We start from the raw sequence: 22,921 nt of genomic DNA on the forward strand, positions 1-22,921 counted from the left end.
CGTGGAACGGGCGGGGCCCCGGGTCATGAGGCTGCGTGGAATGGGCGCCCAAGCGAGGCTGGTGCCCCGTGTTTGCCCACTGCCGAGATCACCACCAGAACGAGGATGGTGACAAGGTATGGCGAGGCGGACAGCAGCGCCACAGGGACGTCGGCCCCGGCGGCCTGAAGGTTGAGCTGTAGCACGGTGACGCCGCCAAAGAGATAGGCGCCGATCAGCACGCGGCCGGCACGCCAGGAGGCAAAGACCACCAGTGCCAGCGCGATCCAGCCCGCGCCGGCGGTCATGCCCTCGGTCCATTGCGGCACGCGCACGAGGGACAGGTAGGCTCCGCCAAGTCCCGCACAGGCCCCGCCGAAGAGGATTGCCAGCAGACGAATGCGCACGACCTTGTAGCCGAGCGCATGGGCGCTGTCGTGGCTTTCCCCCACGGCGCGCAGGATCAGACCGGCGCGTGTGAACTTCAGAAAGGCCCATGTGGCGACGACCAGCGCAAGCGAGACGTAGACCATGATGTCATGGCTGAACAGCATGCGCCCCACGATGGGCAGATCCGACAGCGGACCGAGGTTGAGCTTTGGCAGGGTCGGGGATTTGATGCCCTCATAGGGTTTGCCGATCAGGCTGGACAATCCAAGGCCGACCAGTGTCAGCCCAAGGCCGGTGGCCACCTGGTTCGACAGCAGGAATTGCGTCAGCAGGCCGAAGGCGAGGCTCAGCGCTGCGCCTGCCACGGCGGCGGCGACAAAGCCCACCAGCGGTGAGCCGGTGTTCACCGCGATGGCGAACCCCACCACGGCGCCGGTGATCATCATCCCCTCGACCCCGAGATTCAGCACGCCGGATTTTTCCACCACCAGCTCGCCAAGCGCGGCAAACAGGATGGGCGTGGCGGATACCATGATGGAGGCCACAAGGAGGATCGGGTTGATCGAGCTCAGGTCCATGAGGGTGCCTTTTGATAGGGGGAAAGAGCCGCTTTGCGGCGACGGCGCGCGACTGTTGAAGGCTCGCAGAGATATGGGCTCATGCCTTTGCCCCCTGTCCGATGCGGATGCGGAAATTGGTAAAGACATCCATCGCGAGCAGAAAGAACAGCAACATGCCCTGGAACAGTTGGATCGCGGCGGCGGGCAGGCCGAGCATCAGTTGCGCAAGCTCGCCTCCGATGTAGGTCAGCGCCATGAGCAGCCCGGCCAGAAGGATGCCAATCGGGTTCAGGCGACCGAGGAAGGCGACGATGATCGCGGTAAAGCCGTAGCCGGAATTGAAGTCGATGCTGATTTGACCCGCGGGGCCTGTGACCTCGAACATGCCGGCCATACCGGCCAGCGCCCCGGACAGACCGAGGCAGAAAAGCACCATGCGGGCGGGCTTCACCCCGGAAAAGCGCGCGGCGCGGGGGGCCTCTCCGGTGAGGCGGACCTGGTAGCCAAGAATGTGGCGGCTCAGCAGGACATAGGCAAAGATCACGGCGATGAAGGCGGCTATGACGCCCCAATGCGCCCCGGTGTTGGAGACGATTTCGGCGTTGTGGGCGGCGTCCCACTGTTTGAAGTTGCGCGATCCGGGAAAGCCCATGCCTTCGGGGTTGCGCAGGAGACCGGTCGAGACCGAGCCCAGAAGCGTTTCCGCAACATAGACCAACATCAGGGATACGAGGATTTCGTTGGTGCCCAGCCGCGTTTTCAGAATGGCCGGGATCATGCCCCAGGCCCAGCCGCCGAGTGCGCCCGCAAGGATCATTAGCGGAAAGATCAGTGGGCTCTCTGACGGGTAAAACGCCAGTCCTGCCCCTGCGCCGCATATGGCGCCCATGATGTACTGACCTTCGGCACCGATGTTCCAGATGCCGGCGCGAAACCCTATACTGAGGCCAATGGCGATCAGGATCAGCGGTCCTGCCTTGACCAGAAGTTGTGGTCGCGAATAGGCGGCGAACTGCGGGTGGAACAGCGGGTCCCAGAACAGGGTGCGGATGGCCTCGAACGGGTTTGCGCCGAGAGCGGCAAACAGAATGCCTCCGACGATCATGGTGAGCAGAACAGCAATAACCGGCGTTAGCGCGGATATCAGCCGCGAGGGTTGCGGTCGTTTCTCAAGACGGATCATGCGGTGGCTCCGATGGAGGAGGGCAAAGGTGAGTATTTGGAAAGCAGAGACGCCTGACCTTGGGCCGCTTGTTTTTCTGTTTCACAAATACTCAAAGCGACGCTGCCGCGGGGTTTGAGGACCGGGTCACGCATGAGCGTCTTCCATATCCTCGGCGCCACCCATCATCAGGCCGATCTGTTCGATGTTCAGCTCGGCCACGGGGCGGATTTTGGACAACCTTCCCTCGTTCAGGGCACCGAAGCGATCAGAGACTTCCATGAGTTCGTCCAGATCCTGACTGATGACGACCACCGCTCCGCCGCGGGCGGCCACGTCCAGAATGGCTTGCCGGATGAAAGCGGCGGCGGCGGCGTCAACGCCCCAAGTGGGTTGATTCAGCACCAGCACGTCGGGCGCCTGCGCGATCTCACGACCCACGACGAACTTCTGCAAGTTGCCGCCTGACAACGCGCGGGCGGCGGTGCTGGCCCCGGGGGTGCGCACGTCGAATTGGGCAATGACCTCTTCGGCAAAGCTGCGGGCCTTTGGCCACGAGATAAAGCCGTTCGCCATCAGCCCTTTGCGCTGGGCCGCGGTGAGCACGGCGTTCTCTGTCAGGCTCATGTTCGGCGCGGCAGCGTGGCCGAGACGTTCTTCGGGACCGGTCAGCAAGCCTTCGTTGCGGCGGTACACCGGGCCGGTCTGGCTGATGTCGTGTCCTTTGAGGAACAATGTGCCCTTGGGCGCGCTGCGTTCGCCAGTCAGCGTGTCGAGCAACTCGTCCTGCCCATTGCCCGCGACGCCGCCGAGGCCGAGCACTTCGCCCGCTTGCACCGAAAAGGAGATGTCGCGCAGCGGCGTGCCGAAGGCACCGGGCGCGGGCAGGGAGAGGGCGCGCGCTTCCAGCAGCACCGCGCCTTTTTCCGTATCGCGCGCCACGGGGGAGGCAAAACTGCTGCCGACCATCAGTTCGGCCATGGCGCGCGCGGTGGTCTCCCTGGGGGTGCAGGTACCCACGTTCTTGCCCAGACGCAGGATGGTGGCGTGGTCGCAGAGGGTCCGTATCTCTTCGAGCTTGTGCGAGATATAGAGGATCGAGGTGCCCTCGGCCTGTAATTTGTGCAACGTTTCGAAAAGGATGTCGACCTCTTGCGGGGTCAGCACAGAGGTCGGCTCATCCATGATGAGCAGGCGGGGATCCTGAAGCAGGCAGCGGATGATCTCCACCCGCTGACGTTCACCGGCGGACAGCGTGCCAACGGTGCGCGAGGGGTCAAGCGGCAGGCCGTAGGCCTCGGACACGTCACGGATCTGGCGGGCGAGGTCGCGCAGGGCGGGGGGGGTTTCCATGCCCAGCGCCACATTTTCCGCGACCGAAAGCGCGTCGAACAGCGAGAAGTGCTGGAACACCATGGCGACGCCATTGCTGCGCGCCTCCGAGGGTTTGGTTGGCGCGAAGGGCTTGTCGTCCAGCGTCATGGTGCCGGTGTCGGGCTTCACCAGCCCGTAGATCATCTTGACCAGCGTGGATTTGCCCGCGCCGTTTTCACCAAGGAGCGCGTGGATTTCGCCGCGCCCGATGTCGAAGGACACCTGGTCGTTGGCGATCACGCCGGGGTAGGCCTTGGTCAGGCCATCGATGCGGAGGAGGGGGCTGTCCACGTCTCATCCTTCTGTCTGTCGCGGCTGAATGAGGCGCTGAGTATCTGGCCTGCAACGCCGATGGCAATGGCTTGAGGGTGTTTGCCCAGATGTTTTCGCCCAATCGGGCAGCAGATGCGGTTTATTTGAGCATCAGTGTGGCCCATAGCGCGCAAGCGTCGGATGAACCTCGCCTTTTTGGTGTCCGACCCGATCAAACCGCAGAAGGCGAACCCCCGCGAGAGCGCTGCGTCGCAGAGGGCCAGGTCAAGCGCGTGGCTATAGGTCAGGATCAGGTGCTCCGCATGAGCAGGCGCATGTGCCATGAGCCGCGCCGGGTCGGCGGCCGGGATATGAGTGACACCTTGGGGAATCGCATCGGGGAAGCGATCCGGCGCGGTGTCGACCCATGTCAGCGCGAGCTCCGGCACAGGGCTGAGCACGTCGACCAATGCGCGGCCCACATGACCCGCCCCCCAGATCCACAGCGGACGAGAGGGCGTGCTGATCGGCTCCACCATCCAATCGTCGATGCGTTGCGGCGCTGGTGCTGACCCTTGGGCGCGGGCGCGGTCCAGCAGGCGGCGCACGGCAAGGGGCATGTCGCCGGGACCACGAGCGAAGGGAGCCTCGGGCGGCAGGGTCGCGGCAGTAAAGTGTTCGGTTAGAAGAGTGACGGCCCCACCGCAGCATTGGCCAAGATTGGGGCCGAGGGGATGTCTGGTGAACCCGTCGCGGGCGAACGCCTGTTGCGCGGCGTCCAGTTCGAGTGCGCCGCCGCCGATGGTGCCGCTTTGCCCCCAACCGTCGCCGTCGCGCCAGACGAGAAGCGCCGCGCCGACCTCCCGCGGGGTGGAGCCGGCGGTTTCGGCGACAACGACGCGGGCAACTTCGCCATGGGCATCCACGGCGGCACGCAGGCTGTGCAGATCAAAGCTCATACAGCGGTGCCCGTGGCGCGCAAATCCTGCAAAGCCGTCAACAGACGTTCTGGCGTGGCCGGGGCGTCGAGGGCTGGGTAGGCCTTTCCAGCTGCCGCCAAGGCGTCGGACAGGGCAAGGAAAGCGGAAATGCCCAGCATGAAGGGCGGCTCTCCCACCGCTTTGGACCGGTACACCGTGGGCACATGGTTTGCCCCGTCCCAAAGCGCGACGTTGAAGATGTCCGGCCGGTCAGAGCAGGCCGGGATCTTGTAGGTGGAGGGGGCATGGGTGCGCAGGCGGCCTTTGCCGTCCCAGACCAGTTCCTCGGTGGTGAGCCAGCCCGCGCCTTGCACATAGCCGCCTTCGATCTGGCCACGGTCGAGCGCGGGGTTCAGGCTCTCGCCGCAGTCGTGCAGGATGTCGGTGCGCAGGATGCGGTTTTCGCCGGTGAGCGTGTCGAGCACGACCTCGGTACAGGCCGCGCCGTGGGCGAAGTAATAGAAAGGCCGGCCCTGTCCGGCAACGCGGTCCCACGAAATGTCCGGTGTCTTGTAAAAGCCGGTGGCGGAGAGGCTGACGCGCCCTTGATGGCAAAGCGCGGCGGCTTCGGCAAAGGTGAGGCGCGTGTCGGAGGTGGTGACATGACCGTCGGCAAAGCGCACATCGCTGGCGTCGCCACCGTATGTCTCGGCGACATGGGCAGCCATGCGGGCGCGGATGGTCTCGCAGGCGATGGCCACAGCCGCACCGTTCAGATCCGCCCCGGAGGATGCCGCCGTGGCGGAGGTGTTCGGCACCTTGGCGGTGTCGGTGGCTGTGATGCGGATGGTGTCCAAGGGCACACCGAAGCCATGCGCAGCCACTTGCGCGACTTTCTGGAAAAGGCCCTGACCCATCTCGGTGCCGCCATGGTTCATGGCGACAGACCCGTCGTGGTAAACGTGGACCAAGGCACCGGCCTGATTGAGGTGGGTGAGCGTGAAGGAGATGCCGAATTTTACCGGAGTCAGGGCAAGCCCGCGTTTCAGGATCGGGTTCTGCGCGTTCCACTCGGCGACCGCCGCGCGGCGGGCGGTGTAGTCGGCGCTGCGGACGAGTTGTTCTGTCAGCTCATTGAGGATGAAACCCTCGACCGGCTGACCGTAGGGCGTGGTCTGCACCGAGGGCGTTTCCGGCGGAGCCTTGCCCGGCGGCGTGTGGGACTGCGCCCCGCGCGAGGTCATATCCTGGTTGGGGTCCGGGGCCGGCGGCGCCTCCTGCGGAGTGGGGGGTGTGGTGTGGGCGATGTGGTCCGCGTAGTAGTTGCGTTGGCGCACCTGCAGCGGGTCCAGCCCAAGGTGATGCGCGATGTGATCCATCACACGTTCGATCCCCAGCACGCCCTGCGGCCCGCCAAAGCCGCGATAAGCGGTGGCGGATTGGGTGTTGGTCTTGAGCCGGTGGCTTTCGATGCGCGCATGTTCGAGGTGGTAGGCGTTGTCCGCGTGCAGCATGGCGCGGTCGGCCACGGGCAGCGACAGATCCATCGCCCAGCCGCAGCGGGTGTAGTGCGTAAAGTCGACGCCGCGCAGCCGGCCGTCCTCGTCGAATCCGGCGGTGTAGGTAATACGGAAATCGTGTCGCTTTCCGGTGATCGTGAAATCGTCGTCACGGTCATAACGCATCTTTGCCGGGCGGCCGGTGGCGTTTGCGACCACGGCGCAAGCGATGGCCAGCGCGTTGCCCTGGCTTTCCTTGCCGCCAAACCCGCCGCCCATCCGGCGGGTTTCCACACGCACATCATGCATGGACAGGCCCAGAGCGTGCGCAACCTTGTGCTGGATCTCCGAGGGGTGCTGGGTGGAGCTGTGCACATGCAGCCCGCCGTCGTCCATCGGCAGCGCGGCGGCGGCCTGACCTTCGAGGTAAAAGTGCTCTTGTCCGCCCATGTCGATCTGGCCTTCGACCTTGTGCGGCGCAGCGGCGATGGCGCTGCCCGTATCGCCCTTGGACCAGATCACGGGGCCGTCTTCGAACCGACTGTCGGCGGCGAGGGCGTCCTCGATCGTCAGGATCGGCGTGTCTTCGTCGATCTCCACGCGGGCGCGTTGCGCGGCGCGGCGGGCGGCATGGTGGCTTGTGGCGGCCACCAGAAACAACGGCTGGCCGAGATAATGCACCGTACCGTCGCTGAGCAGCGGTTCGTCATGCGCCGAGGGCGAACAATCGCAATCAGAGGGCAGGTCGCCATAGGCCCAGACCTGCACGACGCCGGGCGCGGCGCGCACCGGGTCGAGGTCCATGGCGGTCAAACGGCCCCGGGCGATGGGCGAGAGGCCGAAGGCAAGGTGCAGCGCGTTGGCGGGCAACGGGATGTCATCCACATAGCGGGCAGCGCCGGTCACATGCAGTTTGGCGGCGTCATGGGGGAGCGGTTTGCGAATGCTCATGCGGGCGCTCCTGTGAGGCGGGCGTTGGCGCGGCGTGCGATCATGGCGTCACCTCCAACACATTGGTGGTCGCTCCGAGGTCTTCGAGCAGGGCGCGCGACAGCATGTTGGCGGCGGCGCTGATGCGATAGTCGGCGGAGGCGCGCATGTCGGACAGGGGTTGGAAGTCCATGTCCCACGCGTCGAGCGCGGCGATCAGGGTTTCCTTGGTCCAGGCCATGCCTGTTATCGCGTTCTCCACCGCGCAGGCGCGTTTCGGGATGCCCGCCATGCCGCCAAAGGCGATGCAGGCGTGGGCCACGATGCCGTCTGTGACGGTGATGTTAAAGGCACCGCAGACAGCCGAGATGTCTTGATCGAAGCGTTTGGACAGCTTGTAGACCTTCAGGCGGTCAGGTTGGCGAGGGATCGAAAGCGCTTCGACGAACTCGCCGGGGGCGCGGTCCTGCTTGCCGTAATCAATGAAGAAATCTTCCAGCAGCAGGGTGCGGCGGGTCTCGCCATGACGCAAATGCACCGAAGCCCCAAGTGCGATCAGCGCGGGCGGATTGTCCCCGATGGGCGATCCATTGGCGATATTGCCCCCGATGGTGGCGGCATTGCGGACCTGGGTGGAGCCGTAGCGGCGGATCATCTCGGCGTAGCTTGGGTGGTGATCCTGCATGAGCGCATGAACGCGGTCCATGGTGACGCCCGCGCCAATTGTGATCGTTTCGTCGGTGATGTCGATCTGTTGCAGGTCGGTGCAGCGGTTCAGGAAAATTGTCGGTCCGAGGTCGCGCATCTGCTTTGTCACCCAAAGGCCCACATCCGTGGCCCCGGCGACCAGCGTCGCGTCCGGATGTTCGGCATAGAGCCGCGCCAGCGCGTCGGCACTGTCGGGCGCAAAGCTGTTTGTGGCAGGGGCGGGCGGCGTGTCGGTCATGTGCGCCGGGACGGGTGCCGAGGTCGCGGCCTCGGCGGCGCGGATGATCGGCGCATAGCCCGTGCAGCGACACAGATTGCCCGCCAGCGCATCATCATGGCCCGTGTCGCCGTTCAGATGCGCCGTCGCCATGGAGACGACGAACCCGGGCGTGCAGAAACCACATTGCGAGCCATGCAGATCCACCATCGCCTGCTGCACCGGATGCAGAGCGCCATCCTCGGGATCGGCCAGCCCCTCGACCGTGCGAATCGCCTTGCCATCAAGCTGTGGCATGAAAAGGATGCAGGCGTTCAGCGTGCGGGCGCCGTTGTGATCGGTGACCATGACGGTGCAGGCCCCGCAGTCGCCCTCGTTGCAGCCTTCTTTCGTACCGGTCAGGCCGCGTACATCACGCAGCCAATCCAGCAAGGTCAGGGTGGGAGGAACGTCCGCAAGAGACACTTCTCTTCCGTTCAGAAGAAAGGTGATGTTCATCGTGCAAATCCGCCGCAGTACCGTGAACGGTTTGTGCCGTTCCGACAGTTGATACTGCCGTGCGCGCCCTCGATGCGGCGTAGAAGGCGCGCGAATGTCCCGTTCCCGACAGGCTAGGCGGGGCGTATAAAGGTTGGCAAGAGGAAATTGCCCGTCTCAGATGCGCTCTTGCGCCAGATGCTGCAAAAGTTGGCGCACTCAACCCTCTTTGACAGCCTCATCCGGGGACAGATCGGACAACGAGCCGCGCAGCTTGTTGATTTCCTCGGTCACAAGGCCACCGGGGCAAGCGGCGGTTTCGGACCATTGGCTGAACCGTTCAAGCAACGGCAGGAAGGTGGCGATTTCCTCCGCGCTCCAGTCTTGCAGGTAGCTGCCCAGCACGAGGAATTTATAGGTCCGCACCGCGTCGACAACGCGGGCGCCCTGGTCGGTCAGCTCCAGCACGGTGCGGCGGGCGTCGGCTTGGCTGACGGCGCGTTTCAGAAAGCCACGCGTGATCAGCTCGGACGTCATGCGGGAGGCACGCGAGGGGTCGATATGCAACCGCTGCGCCACGGTCGACACCATGGTTTCTGACCCATCCTCGCCGCCGAATTCATTGGCCGGGGCCCAGACCGCCATCAAGACGTCCAGTTGCGGCAGGTCCAGCGGCAGATCCAGTTCAGACAGCGCCCGATAGCCCAGTTCGCGCTTGAACACCTTGCGGCGCCAGGCCTGCAGGATGGCGTCGATGTCGAGCGCCGATTGCGCGTGCTCTGCATCGACGCCAGCGTGGGCCAGCTTCTGCTTCAGGATCTCGTCGCGATCGGTCATTCTTACACACCCTGTCTGCGCTTGTGCGCATCATTTGTCTCAGTTCCGGTTTTGCATGCCGTTGACATGCATCTGCCCTGAGCACATATTTACTGCCAACACCGGCCCTTTTCAATGACGGCTTTTTTGATGCACCCCATCTGAAAGGTCCATTCGTGTCGCCGAATTTGAACGAATATACCCAAGGACTTGATCAAATGTCACTCACTGATACCGCCAATCTGGAACAGCCGAGGCCGCAAACCGAGGCGGACCCGGCGATGATCCGGTTGATCCTCGGGGCGGTGGCGGCGACTTTGCTGTTTGCCTCGCTGGGACAGACCATCGTGTCCACCGCACTGCCCACCATGGTCGCCGACCTTGGCGGGATGGATCATATCACCTGGGTCATCACGGCCTATCTGCTGGCGTCCACCGTGGCGGCGCCGCTCGCAGGCAAGTTGGGTGACATGTACGGGCGCAAGCTGGTGCTGCAGTCGGGCATCGCTGTCTTTATGGTGGGGGCGGTGCTGTGCGGGCTTGCGTCGTCGATGAATATGGTGATCGCCGGACGCGCGGTCCAGGGGTTCGGCGCGGGCACATTGATCGTGACCTCCATGGCAACGGTGGGTGATCTGCTGCCGCCGCGCCAGCGGGGCATGGCGCAGGGCATTCTGGGCGCGGCCTTTGGCGTGTCGACGGTGGTGGGACCGCTGCTGGGGGGCTTTATCGTCCAGACGTGGAACTGGCATTGGATCTTTTTCGTGAACCTGCCGGTGGGTGTGTTGGCTTTTGTCATTCTTGGTATGGCCCTGCCGACGCGCACGGACCGCAATACACGAAAGGTCGATTATGTTGGCGCGGCGCTGCTGGCGACGCTGTTGTCCACGGTGGTTTTGCTGCCCAACGCAGCGGCAGCCGGTGGTGGATGGGCCAGTCCGGTGGTCGCCGCACTGGCGGTGCTGGGCGTCGCGGCCGTGGCCGGCTTCGTGCTGACGGAGACCCGCGCCGAAGAGCCGATCCTGCCCATGAGCCTGTTTCGCAACAACACTTTCATCGTCATTAATACGGTCGGCTTTCTTGTCGGCATGGGCATGTTCGGCACGATTACCTTCCTGCCGCTGTTCTTGCAGGTGGTCAAAGACGTCACCCCCACCACGTCCGGTCTGTTCCTTGTGCCGATGATGGGCGGGCTGATCTTTGCCTCTACCGGCGCGGGGCGGATCATGTCGAAGACCGGCCGGTACAAACTGATGCCAACGCTGTCGACCGGCTTGCTCGCCATGGCGATGGTGGCGCTGACGACGCTGTCGCAGGACACGCCGCTGTGGATGATCGCGGGCACGATGGTGCTGGTTGGTCTTGGCCTTGGGCCGGTGTTCTCTGTCGGTGTGGCCGCGATCCAGAACGCCATCCCGCGCAGCCTGATGGGCGTCGGCACGGCCAGTGCGAACATGTTCCGTCTGATCGGCGGTGCGCTGGGCACAGCGTTCTTTGGGGCGGTGTTCAGCGCCGGTCTGGCGCGCAACCTTGCCGGGCATGTGCCTGGCGCGATGGAGGGCGGCCTGCGGTCACTGGGGGCAGAGACCGTGCGCGCCATGCCGCCAGAGATGCAATTGCGCGTGATGGAAGGGTTCAGCGCGGCATTGCACCCGGTGTTCTGGATCGCCGCGACAGCCGCCCTGCTGGCCTGCCTGTTGTCGACGCGGTTGCGGGAACTGCCACTGGCCAACTGACAGAATTCAAAGGTGTCTCCCCCGAACGCACAGCGTTCGCACCTGCCGGCTCTCTGAACCAAGAGGAGAGCCGGCTTTTTTGTGTCCGCTCAGACCTTGGGGGCCATCAGGAAAGCCGTAACCTCCGCTGCGGCGTGTTTGTTCGACAGGATAGTGTTGTGCCCGGCGCGGTCGAACAGGGCGATGCGCGCGCTGTCGGACAGTTCGGCGAAGCGCTTCACGTCCTGCACCGGGGCGGCGTAATCTTCCTTTGAATGAGCGATCAGGATCTCTTCGGTGCGGGATTCGGCGATCGGCTGCCAGGGTGTGTCGAGGTGATAGGGCGTACACAGGGCATCCAGTTCTGCAACGAAACGGTCCAGTCGCGGGCCGGACAGCCCGTAGTGCATGCCGCTCAAACGGGCCAGACGCACGAGGTCCAGCGGCGTTGAAATCATCGCAATGCGCGGTATTTTCAGCCCCTCTTCCAATGCGGCAAGGGCCGAATTTCCGGCGACGCAATGGGTTACCATGCTGTCATAAGGGCCTTCGGCGGCGACAGCGCGCAAGATCGCGTGGGTCGTATGGCGCATGGAGCAGACAGTGTGGTCCGCCTTCATATGTCCGGGCAACACAATCACATCGACCCTGGCCTGCGCCTTTTCGAGGCTGCGCAGCAGGCGGGCGAATTGCCGGTAGTGGCCGTTGTGGCCGGGCACCAACAGGACGCGCGGCCCTGTTGCGCCGGCGGGGGCATGGCGCAGCACTGCAAGGTCTGGTGCGAGCTGCACCACCTTGAAACGCTTGTCGCCACGGTCTGTCAGCCCGTCCAGAAACCCATGCGAGGCGTAAAGGGAACGGCGCGCGAGCAACCGCGCCGTAGGCCCGGGCGCCAGCCGCGCAAGCGTCAGCAGTGCCGCGCGCCGCAGCTTGGCTTTGGGGGTGGTCGGCGTGGGGATGCCGCCGGCCGGTATCTGGCTGACCAACGATTGGTCGTGCTTTGTGACATCACTCATATGTCGTCCCTGGTGAACGGTCGGCAGGCCTGCGTATTAAGCTTAATCGTTTACCATGAAAATGGCGTGAGTTGGGCGGTACTGTTTCCGATTTATGTAATCGTTCCTGCCGCGACGAACAGGCTTTTCGGCGCGGTGGCCGCGCTTTAGGGTGCGCGCATGTCAGATCCTCGATTCATTCACCTCCGCACTCACACCGAATATTCCCTGCTCGAAGGCGCGTTGCGCCTGAAGAAGCTGCCCGGCACCATTGCCGGGATGGGCATGCCCGCCGTGGCGGTGACGGACACCAATAACCTCTTTGCCGCGTTGGAATTTTCAGTCGGTGCGGCGGGTGCGGGCGTGCAGCCCATCATCGGCTGCCAGATGGATTTGCGCTACGTCGATCCGCAGCCGGGTGAGCGTGTCAAAGATCCCGCTCCCATCGTCCTGTTGGCCCAGACGGAGCGCGGTTACGAACATTTGATGAAGCTCAACTCCTGCCTATATATGCGGCGGGACAACGAGCTTGGCCACATCACGGTCGATGAACTGGCAGAGCATTCCGAGGATATCATCTGTCTGACCGGGGGGCCGGATGGGCCGCTTGGCCGCCTGCTGCGGGTTAACGGGCGCGGCGCGGCAGAGGTCCTGCTGCGGCGGCTCGGCGATATCTTTGGCGACCGGCTTTATGTGGAGCTGCAACGCCACCCCGAAGAAGACGGCCAGTTGCCCGAGGCGGAAAAGCTGACGGAGCGTGGTCTGGTGGAGATGGCCTACGAGCTGTCGATCCCCCTGGTGGCGACCAACGACGTGTATTTCCCGAAAACCGAGATGTACGAAGCCCACGACGCGATGATCTGCATCGCGGAAGGCGCCTATGTCGACCAGAACGAGCCGCGCCGCCGCCTGACTGCGCAGCACTACCTCAAGACGCCGCAGGAGATGGCCGTGCTGTTCGCCGACCTGCCCGAGGCGTTGGAAAACACCGTTGAAATCGCAAAGCGCTGCGCCTTCATGGCCTATCGCCGCGATCCGATTCTGCCGCGCTTTGCCGATGATGAGGTCGCGGAACTGCGGCGCATGGCGAACGAGGGGCTTCAGGCGCGTCTTGCGGTGATCCCGCACGCCGTGCCGGTGGAGCAGTATCAGGAACGGCTGGATTTTGAGCTGGGCATCATCGAGGGCATGGGCTTTCCCGGCTACTTTCTGATCGTTGCGGACTTTATCCAGTGGGCGAAAGACAACAACATTCCCGTCGGGCCGGGCCGTGGTTCTGGTGCGGGCAGTCTGGTGGCCTACGCGCTGACCGTCACCGACCTTGATCCGCTGCGCTATTCGCTTCTGTTCGAACGCTTCCTGAACCCGGAACGTGTGTCGATGCCCGACTTCGACATCGACTTCTGCATGGACCGCCGAGAAGAGGTGATCCGCTACGTTCAGGACAAATATGGCCACGACCGCGTGGGGCAGATCATCACCTTTGGCGCGCTGCTGTCCAAGGCTGCCGTGCGCGACATGGGCCGGGTCTTGCAGATGTCTTACGGGCAGGTTGACCGCCTGTCGAAGATGATCCCGGTCGAGGGGGTCAAACCGGTGTCCATCGAACAGGCGCTGCGCGACGAGCCGCGTCTGGCCGAAGAGGCCCGCAACGAGGCCGTGGTCGACCGGCTGTTGAAATACGGCATGCAGGTCGAAGGGCTGCTGCGCTCGGCTGGCACGCACGCCGCCGGTGTTGTGATCGCTGACCGCCCGACCGATGAGCTGGTGCCGCTTTACCGCGATCCACGATCCGACATGCCCGCGACGCAGTTCAACATGAAATGGGTGGAACAGGCCGGTCTGGTGAAGTTCGACTTCCTCGGTCTGAAGACTCTGACCGTGGTGCAGAATGCCTGCGACCTGATCTACAAGTCCGGTCGGGACCTGCACATCGCCGCCGATGGCACGGAGCTCTATGAACCAGCGGAGGGCGGCGAAAACCAGATCAACCTCATTCCGCTTGATGATGAGATCACCTACAAGCTTTACGCCTCGGCCAAGACCGTGGCCGTGTTCCAGGTGGAATCCACCGGCATGATGGACGCGCTCAAGCGGATGAAACCCACCTGCATCGAGGACATTGTCGCGCTCGTTGCGCTCTATCGTCCCGGCCCGATGGAGAACATCCCGACGTATTGCGAGGTGAAAAACGGGTTGAAGCCGATCACCTCCGTGCATCCGCTGATCGACCACATCCTTGAGGAAACCCAAGGTATCATCGTCTATCAGGAACAGGTGATGCAGATCGCGCAGGTCATGGCGAAATACACGCTCGGCGGCGCCGACCTGCTGCGCCGCGCCATGGGTAAGAAGATCAAGGAGGCGATGGACGCCGAACGCCCCAAATTCGTCAAAGGCGCGCAGGAAAACGGAGTCGACGAAAAGAAGGCGATGGAGGTCTTTGACCTGCTGGAAAAGTTCGCCAACTACGGCTTCAACAAGTCGCACGCGGCGGCCTATGCGGTGGTGTCCTATTACACCGCGTGGCTGAAGGCGAACCATGCGGTGGAATTCATGGCCGGTGTCATGAACTGCGATATCCACCTCACAGACAAGCTGTCGATTTACTTCGAAGAGGTTCGCAAGGGGCTGAAACTGCCTTGGGTCCCGCCTTGCGTGAACCGCTCTCTGGCGTCCTTCGATGTCGTCGACCAAGAGCTGGTCTACGCCTTGGGTGCGCTCAAGAACGTGGGCCTAGAGGCGATGAACCTCGTGGTGAACGCGCGGGGAGATAAGCCGTTCTCGACCATCTTCGACTTTGCCCGCCGGGTGGAACTGAAGAAGGTCGGCAAGCGCCCGCTGGAGATGATGGCCCGGGCGGGATGCTTTGACGTGCTGGACCCGAACCGCCGTCGGATCTTTGATTCGCTTGATGCGCTGGTGGCCTATTCTGCGGCGATCCATGAACAAAAGGCCTCTGCGCAGGTGTCGCTGTTTGGCGAGACCGGGGATGACCTGCCGGAGCCGCGTCTGTCGCCTGTCTCCGACTGGTTGCCTGCCGAGCGACTGGCCGAAGAATTCAAGGCCGTGGGGTTCTACCTCTCCGGCCACCCCATGGACGACTACATGCCAGCGCTGAAACGCCAGGACGTTGTGACACTGGACGAGGTGACCGCCAAGGCAGAGCGCGGCCCGCTGGTGGCCAAGCTGGCAGGCGTGGTCGCGGGACGGCAGGAACGGAAATCGGCGCGCGGCAATCGCTTTGCCTTTGCGCAGTTGTCCGATCCGACAGGCGCCTACGAGGTCACGATCTTCTCCGACACGTTGGAAAAATGCCGCGAGTATCTGGAAACAGGGTCCAAGGTGGTGGTCACGGTCGAGGCGACGATGGAATCCGACCAGCTCAAGCTGCTCGCGCGGGGCGTGACGCCGGTCGATATGATCGCGGCTCAGAGCGGGCCAATGGGGCTGCGGATCTATGTGGACACGCCGATGGCGTTCTCGTTGATCGCGGGCGTTTTGGGCGATGCCTCGGAAAAGATGCCGAAGGCCGCGCGTGGTCCGGTGCATCTGCGCCTTGCCGCGCCCGGTCTGCCCGGCGAGGTGGAGATGGATCTGGAGCAGCAGTACCCGGTGACCCCCGAAATCAAGGGCGCTGTAAAATCACTAGAAGGTGTGATGGCGGTCGAAGACTTCTGATGTCCGCCGATTGGATCGGCGCCGCGCGACTTATTGCCGGGGCAAATCCCGTCTATGCCATGGCGCAGTGGACCTTGCGCGGTGCTCTGCGGTAGGAGGGGGCAAGAAGCCGAGGGAATATAATGCATAAGCTCTTTCTTGCACTTGGAACGTCTCTCGTGCTGACGGCCTGCGCGGGGGACCCCTTGCGCGATGTGCCGCGTCTGGCCGATGTCGAGGTCGCCGAGGCTGACGGTCAGGCGGGCGTCATGGCCCCCGATGGCGAAACTGCCGCGGATACGCTGCCCCAAGCAGCAACCTCGGAAAGTGCTGCTCCGCGTCGTGGTCTGCTGGGAATGCTGAAACGTCAGGCCGACGCGGCCAAGTCGCGGACGCCTGATGTGACTGACGCGGCCGAAGCCGCGCTTGACGATACCTCCACGGACGCCGCGCCTGAGCCGGAGCAAGTGGTCATGGTCGCCCCAAAGCCCACGCCGCGCAAAAGCGGTCTGGCCCGTTTGTTCGGGGCCAGCGGTGGCAGCAGCGGCGGGGGACGTGGCGGACCCAAACCCGGTGCCCCGGATTACGAGCAGGTGCCGCTTGGCACACGCTTGCCCTACGGCGAGATCGCGCGCGTCTGTGGTGTGTCCAATTCCGAGCTGGGTCAGGCGACGCAAAGCTGGCCTGAGGGGGGCAACAGCTACACGTTGTACGACAGTGCGCCGGGCAACACTGGGGCGCATATCTTTTACATGACCGGCTTTGGCGACGATTGCGCGCGTACATTCACCGCCGCTTTGGTGATGTTCGGCTCGCCGGAGACCTGGGAACAGATCCACTACGGCCCAGCGGGCGCCTCTTTGCCTGTCTCCGCGACAGACAGCGCCTATGAGGACGTGAAGTCGGGCTTTTGCCGGGTCAAGCGTGGCGAGCCTTGCGGCAAGCGCCTCCCGGCCTTGGAAAAACACACAGTTTTTGTCAGCGTTTACGAGCGTTTCGAGGACAACACCCGATGGAAGAACATCCTGCTCCATGACGGCGAAGTGGTGGCCATCGACGTTAAAGGCTAGGCAGACGCCGAGCCTTTGCAAGGAATTGTGCCGCGGCGCAGCATCTGGGGCTGGTTGTCGGAGCGCGGCTTCGGCATAGTCTTCTGGAAGTGTGAAATTCCGGAGGGCTGTCTTGGCGCTTATCGTGTTTTCCGATCTGGATGGAACGTTGCTGGACCATGGCAGCTATGCATGGGCGCCCGCCGCCCCCGCTCTGGATGCGTTGAGGGCACGCGGTGTGCCTTTGGTGCTGGCGACCTCCAAGACGTCTGCCGAGGTGGCCAGCTTGCACGCGGAACTGAAGCTGGGCGACACCCCCGCCATTGTCGAAAACGGCGCAGGGCTGTATCGCCCCGGCGCGCAGGCTCAGGGTGGCGACGATTACGCCCGTATCAGGCAGGCATTGGCCAATGTGACGCCTGATCTGCGCGCCAGCTTTGAGGGGTTCGGCGATGTGGATGCCGCGCGCATCGCGGAGATGACGGGCCTGTCTGAGGACGCCGCAGCGCTGGCGCAGAAACGTCTGTTTTCTGAACCCGGACGCTGGACCGGGACCGCTGCGGACCTGAGTGATTTCAAAGAGATGCTGGCGGTCAGCGGGATTGAGGCGCGCTACGGGGGCCGGTTTCTGACCTTGTCCCTGGGCCGCACAAAGGCGGATGCCATGGCCGAGGTGAAAGCAGACCTTGGCGGCACCACCACCATCGCGCTGGGCGACGCTCCGAACGATATCGAGATGCTGGAGGCGGCGGATCGCGCGGTGATCGTGCGCAATGACCACGGCACCGGCCTGCCGCATTTGGCGGGCGAAGACACAGGACGCATCCGGCGCACCAAGGCGCCGGGACCAACGGGCTGGGCCGAGGCGGTGCTGGCCCTTCTGGACGAACTCGACAAGGACGCGAGCCATGGCTGACTTTCATCAGAACGGCAACATTGCCCAGTTTCACAACCTGCGTCAGCGCCCGATCGAGGAGATGGTCTACGAGATCGAAAGCTACGCGCAGACGCGCAAGATCAGCCTCGTTCTGCCCTCGCTGTTTTCCGAACTCGAAGGTCCGGCGCTGGCAAATATCCTCAAAGAATTGAGCGAAGTCAGTTATTTGCACCGTATTATCATCGGCCTTGATCGTGCGGACGAGGACCAGTTTCGGCGGGCAAAGGATTTCTTTTCGGTGCTGCCGCAGGACCATGTGGTGCTGTGGAACGACAGCCCGCGCATGACGGCCTATATGGAAAAGCTGCAAGGCCATGGCCTCGCCCCCCAAGAGCCGGGCAAGGGCAAGAACATGTGGACCTGCATGGGCTACATGATCGGCTGCGCGGACACGTCGGTCATGGCGCTGCATGACTGTGATATCGTGACATATCAAAAGGATATGCTGGCGCGACTGGTCTATCCGGTGGTCAATCCGAACTTTCGGTATCAGCTGTCCAAGGGCTATTATCCACGGATCGGCGACGGAAAATTGAATGGTCGGGTGACGCGATTGCTTGTGTCGCCGCTGCTGATCGCGCTGAAAAAGGTGATCGGGGATCGCGATTATATCGACTACCTGCGGGCCTTTCGCTACCCGCTGTCCGGGGAGTTTGCGTTGCGCACCGGGTTGGTGCCTGACCTGCGGATCCCGTCGGACTGGGGTCTGGAAATCGGCGTGTTATCAGAGGTTTGGCGAAATTCCGGACGGCACTCGGTCTGTCAGGTGGAAATCGCCGATGCCTATGATCACAAGCATCAGGATGAATCAGAGGCCGATGCGCAGGGCGGGCTGAACCGCATGTCCACCGACATCTGCAAGGCGATCTTTCGCAAACTTGCGGCGGATGGAACGATCTTTACCGCCAACACGTTCCGCGCCCTGAAAGCGACCTATTACCGTATAGCTTTGGATTTGTTGGAGTTTTACGACAACGATGCGCGCATGAACGGGCTGACCATCGACCGGCACCGCGAGGAAAAAACCATCGAGCTGTTTGCGGAAAACATCATGGCGGCCGGGCATGTCTTCCTCGCCAAGCCGAACGAGGCACCGTTTATCCCGAACTGGAGCCGCGTGAACGCCGCTGAATCCGGGTTGGTGGCGGAATTGCGCGGGATCGTGGCCGCCGACAACGCGGAGTTCGCGGCGAAGCCGTTTTGATGAACCGACGTCATCGTAAACGCAGCGCGCGCCGGGGTTAATCCAGCGCGCGCTGGCTGCATGTTGGGGATGACGACCCATCAAACCACAAGGCGGGAAGGGGTCCTTCATACCTCTGAAGCGGTGTTAACCGCTGAACCGACCGGTTTGGCGGGAAAAACCGGTCGGTTGTTAACCTTTGCGGATGCCGCGCCGCAGAATGTGGTAAACGGGCGCTTCTGCCGCACCGGGATTCACGTTTTGTTGGTAATCCAGCGGCATTGATAGGGGGCGAGTTTCACGCCGTCTTCTTCGGGGTGCAGGGTCTCTCCGGTCAGCAGGTCGATCCAATGTTCGTCCGCGATCAGGTTCATGGCTTTCGGCGGCAGATCGACGGTTTCGGCGCTGACGTTGTGCAGGGCAAAGATCGACTGGGACCGATCCGGCGCCTGACGCCAGACGGCAAAGACGCGCGGATCGAGGTTCAGCGTGAAGTTTGTCGCGTTGGGGTGAAACGCCGCTTGTCTGGCGCGGATCTTCAACCGTGCCGACAGCGCGCCGAGCGCCTTGGACTGCGTGCTGTCGGGATCGTCGAGCAGTTTGCGCAGTTCGGGGTAGTCCCAGCGGTGGCGGTTGATGGCCCGGTTCATGCCGCGCCGCGCCACGCCGTCGATGTCATTCTCGGTCGCCAGCATGGCGTGGATGTAGAAGGCGGGGACCCCTTCGAGGGACATGACCACGGTCTGCGAACACAGGAACCGGTCGAGGTGGTGCGCGGTATCGCCTGTGTAGGTGCGCGCCACGGCGGAGAAGAAGGTGGCGTTCAGCTCGTAGACGGCGGTGCCGCCATCGGGCAGGGCACGCATGGAGGCGCGGCCACCGGAGTCCATGACGGTGGAAATCATCTTGGCGATCTCTTCGTCTGGCAGCAGACCCTCGGCGGGGCGCATCCCGATGCCGTCGTGGCTGGAGGTGAAGTTGAGATAGGCGCAGCCTTGCGGCGCGGGCGGCATGGCACGCATCCAGTTGGACAGGTAATGCGCGTCGCCGGATAGAACCGCATGCAGGATCAGCGGCGGCAGGGGGAAATTGTAGATCCAATGCGCCTCGTTCAGCTGGCCAAAGTAGGAGAGGTTTTCGGCCTTGGGGACGTTGGTCTCGGTCAGCAGGATCACCGGCTCCTGCGCGAAATCACACAGCACGCGCAGCAGTTGCACGATGGCGTGGGTTTGCGGCAAATGGATCGAAGGCGTCCCGGGCTGTTTCCAGACGAAGGCCACGGCGTCGAGGCGGATAATCTTCACCCCCATCTCCACATGCAGGCGGATGATGCGGACCATTTCCAGCAGCACGTCGGGGTTCTTGAAGTTCAGGTCCACCTGATCGTGGCTGAACGTGCACCAGACGTGCTTGAGGCCGTTCGACGTTTCGACCTCCTGCAGCAGCGGGGTGGTGCGGGGGCGGACGACCATGGACAGATCGTCGTCGGGCGACGCCTCAAAGAAGAATGTGTCGTAGGGCTTTTGCCCCTGCCGGTAGGCGTTGAACCATGTGCCTTGGGAGGAGACGTGGTTCATCACCAGGTCGGACATCAGATCCCAATCGTCGGCAATGCGAGAGATGTCGGGCCAGTCGCCAAGCGCGGGATTGACCTTGGTGTAATCGGTGACGGCAAAGCCATCGTCGGAGGTCCAGGGAAAGAACGGCAGGATGTGCACGCCGTTGACCACGCCCTTGAGGTTCTGGTCGAGGAAGTCGCGCATCAGGTCGAGCGGTTTGTAGACGCCGTCGATCAGGCTGTCGCCATAGGTGATCAGCAGGGCGTCCTTCTGGGTCCAGAGATTGTTGCCCGGCTTGCGCGCGCGGCCACGGGGGCGGGTGCCCTCGGGCCAGAAGGCATCGGCCACCTTTTGCGACAACGCGTCGGTGTCATGCTCCGGGTAGAGCCGCATCAAAAGCGCGTGCAGACGGTTCAGCAGCGCGGTGGGTGTGGGGGGCTGTGTGTCGGGCATCTGGATGACCTCTGGTCTTGATGGATCAAGGCTATCGGCGTGACGCTGAACAGGGAACAGGGGAACCGGCAGTTTACGCGCATTCCGGGCGGGAAATGCCCGCTATTTGGGCAGGCGTGCGTCATCTTCGTGGAAACGAAAACGCCCCGCCGAGATGGCGGGGCGCTGAATGCTCAGGCGTGGCGGGGTTTAGTCTGCCAATGCCTTGTCTGTGACGACGCTGGTCCATGCGCCTTCGGGCTGCCTGGTGATGACCGGATCGGAGCCGCCGGCCAGCAGGGTTTCGACCGTGCGCTGGTAATCAGCCTCGTCCAGCGACCCGTCGGAGCCTGCGGTCAGCTTGGCCACTTCGCCCATCATGCGGATCTGGTGCGCCTCGGACTGGGCGCCGGTCTCGTCATAGTCGAGCACGATCATGGCCGCTTCTTCGGGGTTTTCCTCGGCCCATTTCCAGCCCTGCATGGAGGCATCCACAAAGCGCGCCATCTTGTCGACGAAGGCTTCGTCTTCGAGGTTTTCTTCGAGCACGTAGAGGCCGTCTTCCATGGTGGCGACGCCCTGGTCCTGGTACTTGAAGGTGATGAGCTCATCCTCGGAAACGCCCGCGTCGAGCACCTGACCGTATTCGTTGTAGGTCATGGTGGAGATGCAGTCGGCCTGACGTTGCAGCAGCGGATCGACGTTGAAGCCTTGTTTCAGCACTTCGACGGAGCCTTCGGCCTTGCCATCGGTGGCGATGCCGAGCGCGGACATCCACGACAGGAACGGGTATTCGTTGCCGAAGAACCAGACGCCCAGCGTACGGTTGGCCAGGCTGTCGGGACCGTCGATGCCCACGTCGCCCCAGCAGGTCAGCATCATGCCGGAGTCCTTGTAGGGCTGGGCGATGTTGACCAGCGGCAGGCCGTTTTCACGGGCGGCCAGCGCGGCGGGCATCCATTCGACGATGACGTCCGCGCCGCCGCCGGCAATGACCTGCGTGGGGGCGATGTCCGGGCCGCCGGGCATGATGGTGACGTTCAGGTCGGCCTCGTCATAGTAGCCGTTTTCGAGCGCGACGTAGTAGCCCGCGAACTGTGCCTGCGTGACCCATTTGAGCTGTAGCGTGACATCATCGGCGGCGAGCGCCTGGCTGGCCATCAGCGCGAGGGCGGATGCGGTTGTGAGAGCGAATTTCATGGTGACCTCCAGTTGGTTGCTCCCCCGATTCTTTGCCGGGGGATTAGGGTTGGTTTAATGTTTTCGCTGGCTTGCGTGCCAGAACGTTGCACGCTTTTCGAGCAATGAGACAAGCCCGTAAAACGCGGTGCCCGCCAAAGCGGCAGTGACGATGGCGGCCCAGACCAGGGCCAGATCAAGCTGGCCGATGGACGTGGAAATGCGGAACCCCAGCCCTTGGGTCGGGGAGCCAAAGAACTCTGCCACGATGGCGCCGACAAGCGCGAGGGTGGTGGTGATCTTCAGCCCGTTGAAGATGAAGGGCAGCGCGGCAGGCAGGCGCAGCGCGGTCAGGGTTTGCGACCAGCTGGCGGCGTAGGTCTTCATCAGGTCGCGCTGCATGCCGGTGGTTTCCGACAGGCCCGCGACAGTGTTTACCAGCATGGGGAAGTAGACCATCAGGACCACGACGGCGGCCTTTGACTGCCAGCCAAAGCCGAACCACATCACCAGGATCGGTGCGGTGCCGACGATGGGCAGCGCCGCCATGAAGTTGCCCAGCGGCAGCAGGCCACGTCGCAGATAATCAGAGCGGTCGATCAGCAGCGCCGTCAGAAAGGCCGCGCCATTGCCGATGATGTAGCCGGACAGCGCGCCCTTGAGGATGGTCTGCACGAAGTCCGCCCAGAGCATCGGGAGGTTGTTGCCAAAGGTGACCGCGATGTCCGACGGCGGCGGAAGGATGACGGTCGGCACATCGGCGCCACGGGTGATGAGCTCCCACATGGCGATGAGCGTGATGCCAAAGATCAGCGGCACGGCGAGATGCACGGCGCGGCTTTGGCGGGCGGGGCCGTTGGCCAGCGTGGCGTTCAGCGTCCAGCCCGCGGCCCAGAGCAGCAGGGCGAGAAGGATGAGGGTCATCGGC

At 63.4% G+C, this 22,921-nt stretch carries 16 protein-coding genes; 5 read left to right on the forward strand and 11 right to left on the reverse strand.

All coding sequences use genetic code 11. The annotated features are described in order from the left end of the window. Positions 1-23: 23 nt before the first annotated feature. The 7 genes from GGQ68_RS16140 to GGQ68_RS16170 all read right to left on the reverse strand — a co-directional run bounded on the left by GGQ68_RS16140 (position 24) and on the right by GGQ68_RS16170 (position 9,305). The gene (locus GGQ68_RS16140) at positions 24-947 is read right to left on the reverse strand and encodes an ABC transporter permease (protein WP_183967785.1); all 924 of its coding nucleotides are present in this window, start codon (positions 945-947) and stop codon (positions 24-26) included. A 79-nt stretch (positions 948-1,026) separates the two neighbouring features. Continuing rightward, positions 1,027-2,112 (reverse strand): ABC transporter permease, encoded by a 1,086-nt coding sequence (locus tag GGQ68_RS16145; RefSeq protein WP_183967786.1) that lies wholly within the window; start codon positions 2,110-2,112, stop codon positions 1,027-1,029. Between the two features lie 126 nt (positions 2,113-2,238). After that, positions 2,239-3,756 (reverse strand): ATP-binding cassette domain-containing protein, encoded by a 1,518-nt coding sequence (locus tag GGQ68_RS16150; protein WP_183967787.1) that lies wholly within the window; start codon positions 3,754-3,756, stop codon positions 2,239-2,241. Next, positions 3,723-4,676, reverse strand: a complete 954-nt coding sequence (gene xdhC, locus GGQ68_RS16155; RefSeq protein ID WP_183967788.1) for a xanthine dehydrogenase accessory protein XdhC — start codon at positions 4,674-4,676, stop codon at positions 3,723-3,725. The genes GGQ68_RS16150 and xdhC overlap by 34 nt, the downstream gene beginning before the upstream one ends. Then, a complete protein-coding gene (gene xdhB / locus GGQ68_RS16160) occupies positions 4,673-7,087 on the reverse strand; it encodes a xanthine dehydrogenase molybdopterin binding subunit (protein ID WP_183967789.1) in 2,415 nt (804 codons plus the stop codon). Before xdhB ends, xdhC begins: the two co-directional genes overlap by 4 nt. Before the next feature lie 40 nt (positions 7,088-7,127). Next, positions 7,128-8,489, reverse strand: coding sequence for a xanthine dehydrogenase small subunit (xdhA, locus tag GGQ68_RS16165; protein WP_183967791.1), 1,362 nt, complete (start codon positions 8,487-8,489; stop codon positions 7,128-7,130). A 198-nt stretch (positions 8,490-8,687) separates the two neighbouring features. Then, a complete protein-coding gene (locus tag GGQ68_RS16170) occupies positions 8,688-9,305 on the reverse strand; it encodes a MarR family winged helix-turn-helix transcriptional regulator (protein WP_183967793.1) in 618 nt (205 codons plus the stop codon). 197 nt (positions 9,306-9,502) lie between these two features. On the opposite strand from GGQ68_RS16170, the gene GGQ68_RS16175 reads away from it, so the two are divergent. Continuing rightward, on the forward strand, positions 9,503-11,020 hold the full coding sequence (locus tag GGQ68_RS16175; RefSeq protein ID WP_183967795.1) for an MDR family MFS transporter: 1,518 nt from the start codon (positions 9,503-9,505) through the stop codon (positions 11,018-11,020). An 89-nt stretch (positions 11,021-11,109) separates the two neighbouring features. Here GGQ68_RS16175 and GGQ68_RS16180 read toward each other — a convergent pair whose 3' ends face one another. After that, positions 11,110-12,015, reverse strand: a complete 906-nt coding sequence (locus GGQ68_RS16180; protein WP_183967797.1) for an alpha/beta fold hydrolase — start codon at positions 12,013-12,015, stop codon at positions 11,110-11,112. A 159-nt stretch (positions 12,016-12,174) separates the two neighbouring features. On the opposite strand from GGQ68_RS16180, the gene dnaE reads away from it, so the two are divergent. The 4 genes from dnaE (at position 12,175) to GGQ68_RS16200 (ending at position 18,844) form a co-directional block, all read left to right on the forward strand. After that, positions 12,175-15,675 (forward strand): DNA polymerase III subunit alpha, encoded by a 3,501-nt coding sequence (dnaE, locus tag GGQ68_RS16185; RefSeq protein ID WP_183967799.1) that lies wholly within the window; start codon positions 12,175-12,177, stop codon positions 15,673-15,675. A 122-nt stretch (positions 15,676-15,797) separates the two neighbouring features. Next, positions 15,798-16,724: a hypothetical protein gene (locus GGQ68_RS16190; RefSeq protein ID WP_183967801.1), complete on the forward strand. Its 927-nt coding sequence runs from the start codon at positions 15,798-15,800 to the stop codon at positions 16,722-16,724. A 112-nt stretch (positions 16,725-16,836) separates the two neighbouring features. Then, positions 16,837-17,619 carry an HAD-IIB family hydrolase gene (locus GGQ68_RS16195; protein WP_183967803.1) on the forward strand — a complete coding sequence of 261 codons (783 nt, stop codon included), beginning with the start codon at positions 16,837-16,839 and terminating at the stop codon, positions 17,617-17,619. Next, positions 17,612-18,844: a glycosyltransferase family protein gene (locus tag GGQ68_RS16200; protein WP_183967805.1), complete on the forward strand. Its 1,233-nt coding sequence runs from the start codon at positions 17,612-17,614 to the stop codon at positions 18,842-18,844. Before GGQ68_RS16195 ends, GGQ68_RS16200 begins: the two co-directional genes overlap by 8 nt. A 233-nt stretch (positions 18,845-19,077) precedes the next feature. Here GGQ68_RS16200 and GGQ68_RS16205 read toward each other — a convergent pair whose 3' ends face one another. From GGQ68_RS16205 to GGQ68_RS16215, 3 genes are all read right to left on the reverse strand, one after another. Next, a complete protein-coding gene (locus GGQ68_RS16205) occupies positions 19,078-20,835 on the reverse strand; it encodes a sugar phosphorylase (protein ID WP_183967806.1) in 1,758 nt (585 codons plus the stop codon). 189 nt (positions 20,836-21,024) lie between these two features. Beyond that, positions 21,025-22,014 (reverse strand): ABC transporter substrate-binding protein, encoded by a 990-nt coding sequence (locus tag GGQ68_RS16210; protein WP_183967808.1) that lies wholly within the window; start codon positions 22,012-22,014, stop codon positions 21,025-21,027. A gap of 54 nt (positions 22,015-22,068) precedes the next feature. After that, positions 22,069-22,917 (reverse strand): ABC transporter permease, encoded by an 849-nt coding sequence (locus GGQ68_RS16215; protein ID WP_183967810.1) that lies wholly within the window; start codon positions 22,915-22,917, stop codon positions 22,069-22,071. Between the last annotated feature and the right edge of the window lie 4 nt (positions 22,918-22,921).

Origin of the sequence: Sagittula marina (genome assembly GCF_014196795.1) — a bacterium.
GTDB lineage: Bacteria > Pseudomonadota > Alphaproteobacteria > Rhodobacterales > Rhodobacteraceae > Sagittula > Sagittula marina.

What these genes read in the sequence shown, in the direction of transcription:
- GGQ68_RS16190 (WP_183967801.1), top strand. Translation starts at nt 15,798, where the DNA reads ATGCATAAGCTCTTTCTTGCACTTGGAACGTCTCTCGTGCTGACGGCC.
- GGQ68_RS16205 (WP_183967806.1), bottom strand. Translation starts at nt 20,835, where the DNA reads ATGCCCGACACACAGCCCCCCACACCCACCGCGCTGCTGAACCGTCTG.
- dnaE (WP_183967799.1), top strand. Translation starts at nt 12,175, where the DNA reads ATGTCAGATCCTCGATTCATTCACCTCCGCACTCACACCGAATATTCC.
- GGQ68_RS16210 (WP_183967808.1), bottom strand. Translation starts at nt 22,014, where the DNA reads ATGAAATTCGCTCTCACAACCGCATCCGCCCTCGCGCTGATGGCCAGC.
- GGQ68_RS16170 (WP_183967793.1), bottom strand. Translation starts at nt 9,305, where the DNA reads ATGACCGATCGCGACGAGATCCTGAAGCAGAAGCTGGCCCACGCTGGC.
- xdhA (WP_183967791.1), bottom strand. Translation starts at nt 8,489, where the DNA reads ATGAACATCACCTTTCTTCTGAACGGAAGAGAAGTGTCTCTTGCGGAC.
- xdhC (WP_183967788.1), bottom strand. Translation starts at nt 4,676, where the DNA reads ATGAGCTTTGATCTGCACAGCCTGCGTGCCGCCGTGGATGCCCATGGC.
- GGQ68_RS16180 (WP_183967797.1), bottom strand. Translation starts at nt 12,015, where the DNA reads ATGAGTGATGTCACAAAGCACGACCAATCGTTGGTCAGCCAGATACCG.
- GGQ68_RS16175 (WP_183967795.1), top strand. Translation starts at nt 9,503, where the DNA reads ATGTCACTCACTGATACCGCCAATCTGGAACAGCCGAGGCCGCAAACC.
- GGQ68_RS16215 (WP_183967810.1), bottom strand. Translation starts at nt 22,917, where the DNA reads ATGACCCTCATCCTTCTCGCCCTGCTGCTCTGGGCCGCGGGCTGGACG.
- xdhB (WP_183967789.1), bottom strand. Translation starts at nt 7,087, where the DNA reads ATGAGCATTCGCAAACCGCTCCCCCATGACGCCGCCAAACTGCATGTG.
- GGQ68_RS16145 (WP_183967786.1), bottom strand. Translation starts at nt 2,112, where the DNA reads ATGATCCGTCTTGAGAAACGACCGCAACCCTCGCGGCTGATATCCGCG.
- GGQ68_RS16200 (WP_183967805.1), top strand. Translation starts at nt 17,612, where the DNA reads ATGGCTGACTTTCATCAGAACGGCAACATTGCCCAGTTTCACAACCTG.
- GGQ68_RS16140 (WP_183967785.1), bottom strand. Translation starts at nt 947, where the DNA reads ATGGACCTGAGCTCGATCAACCCGATCCTCCTTGTGGCCTCCATCATG.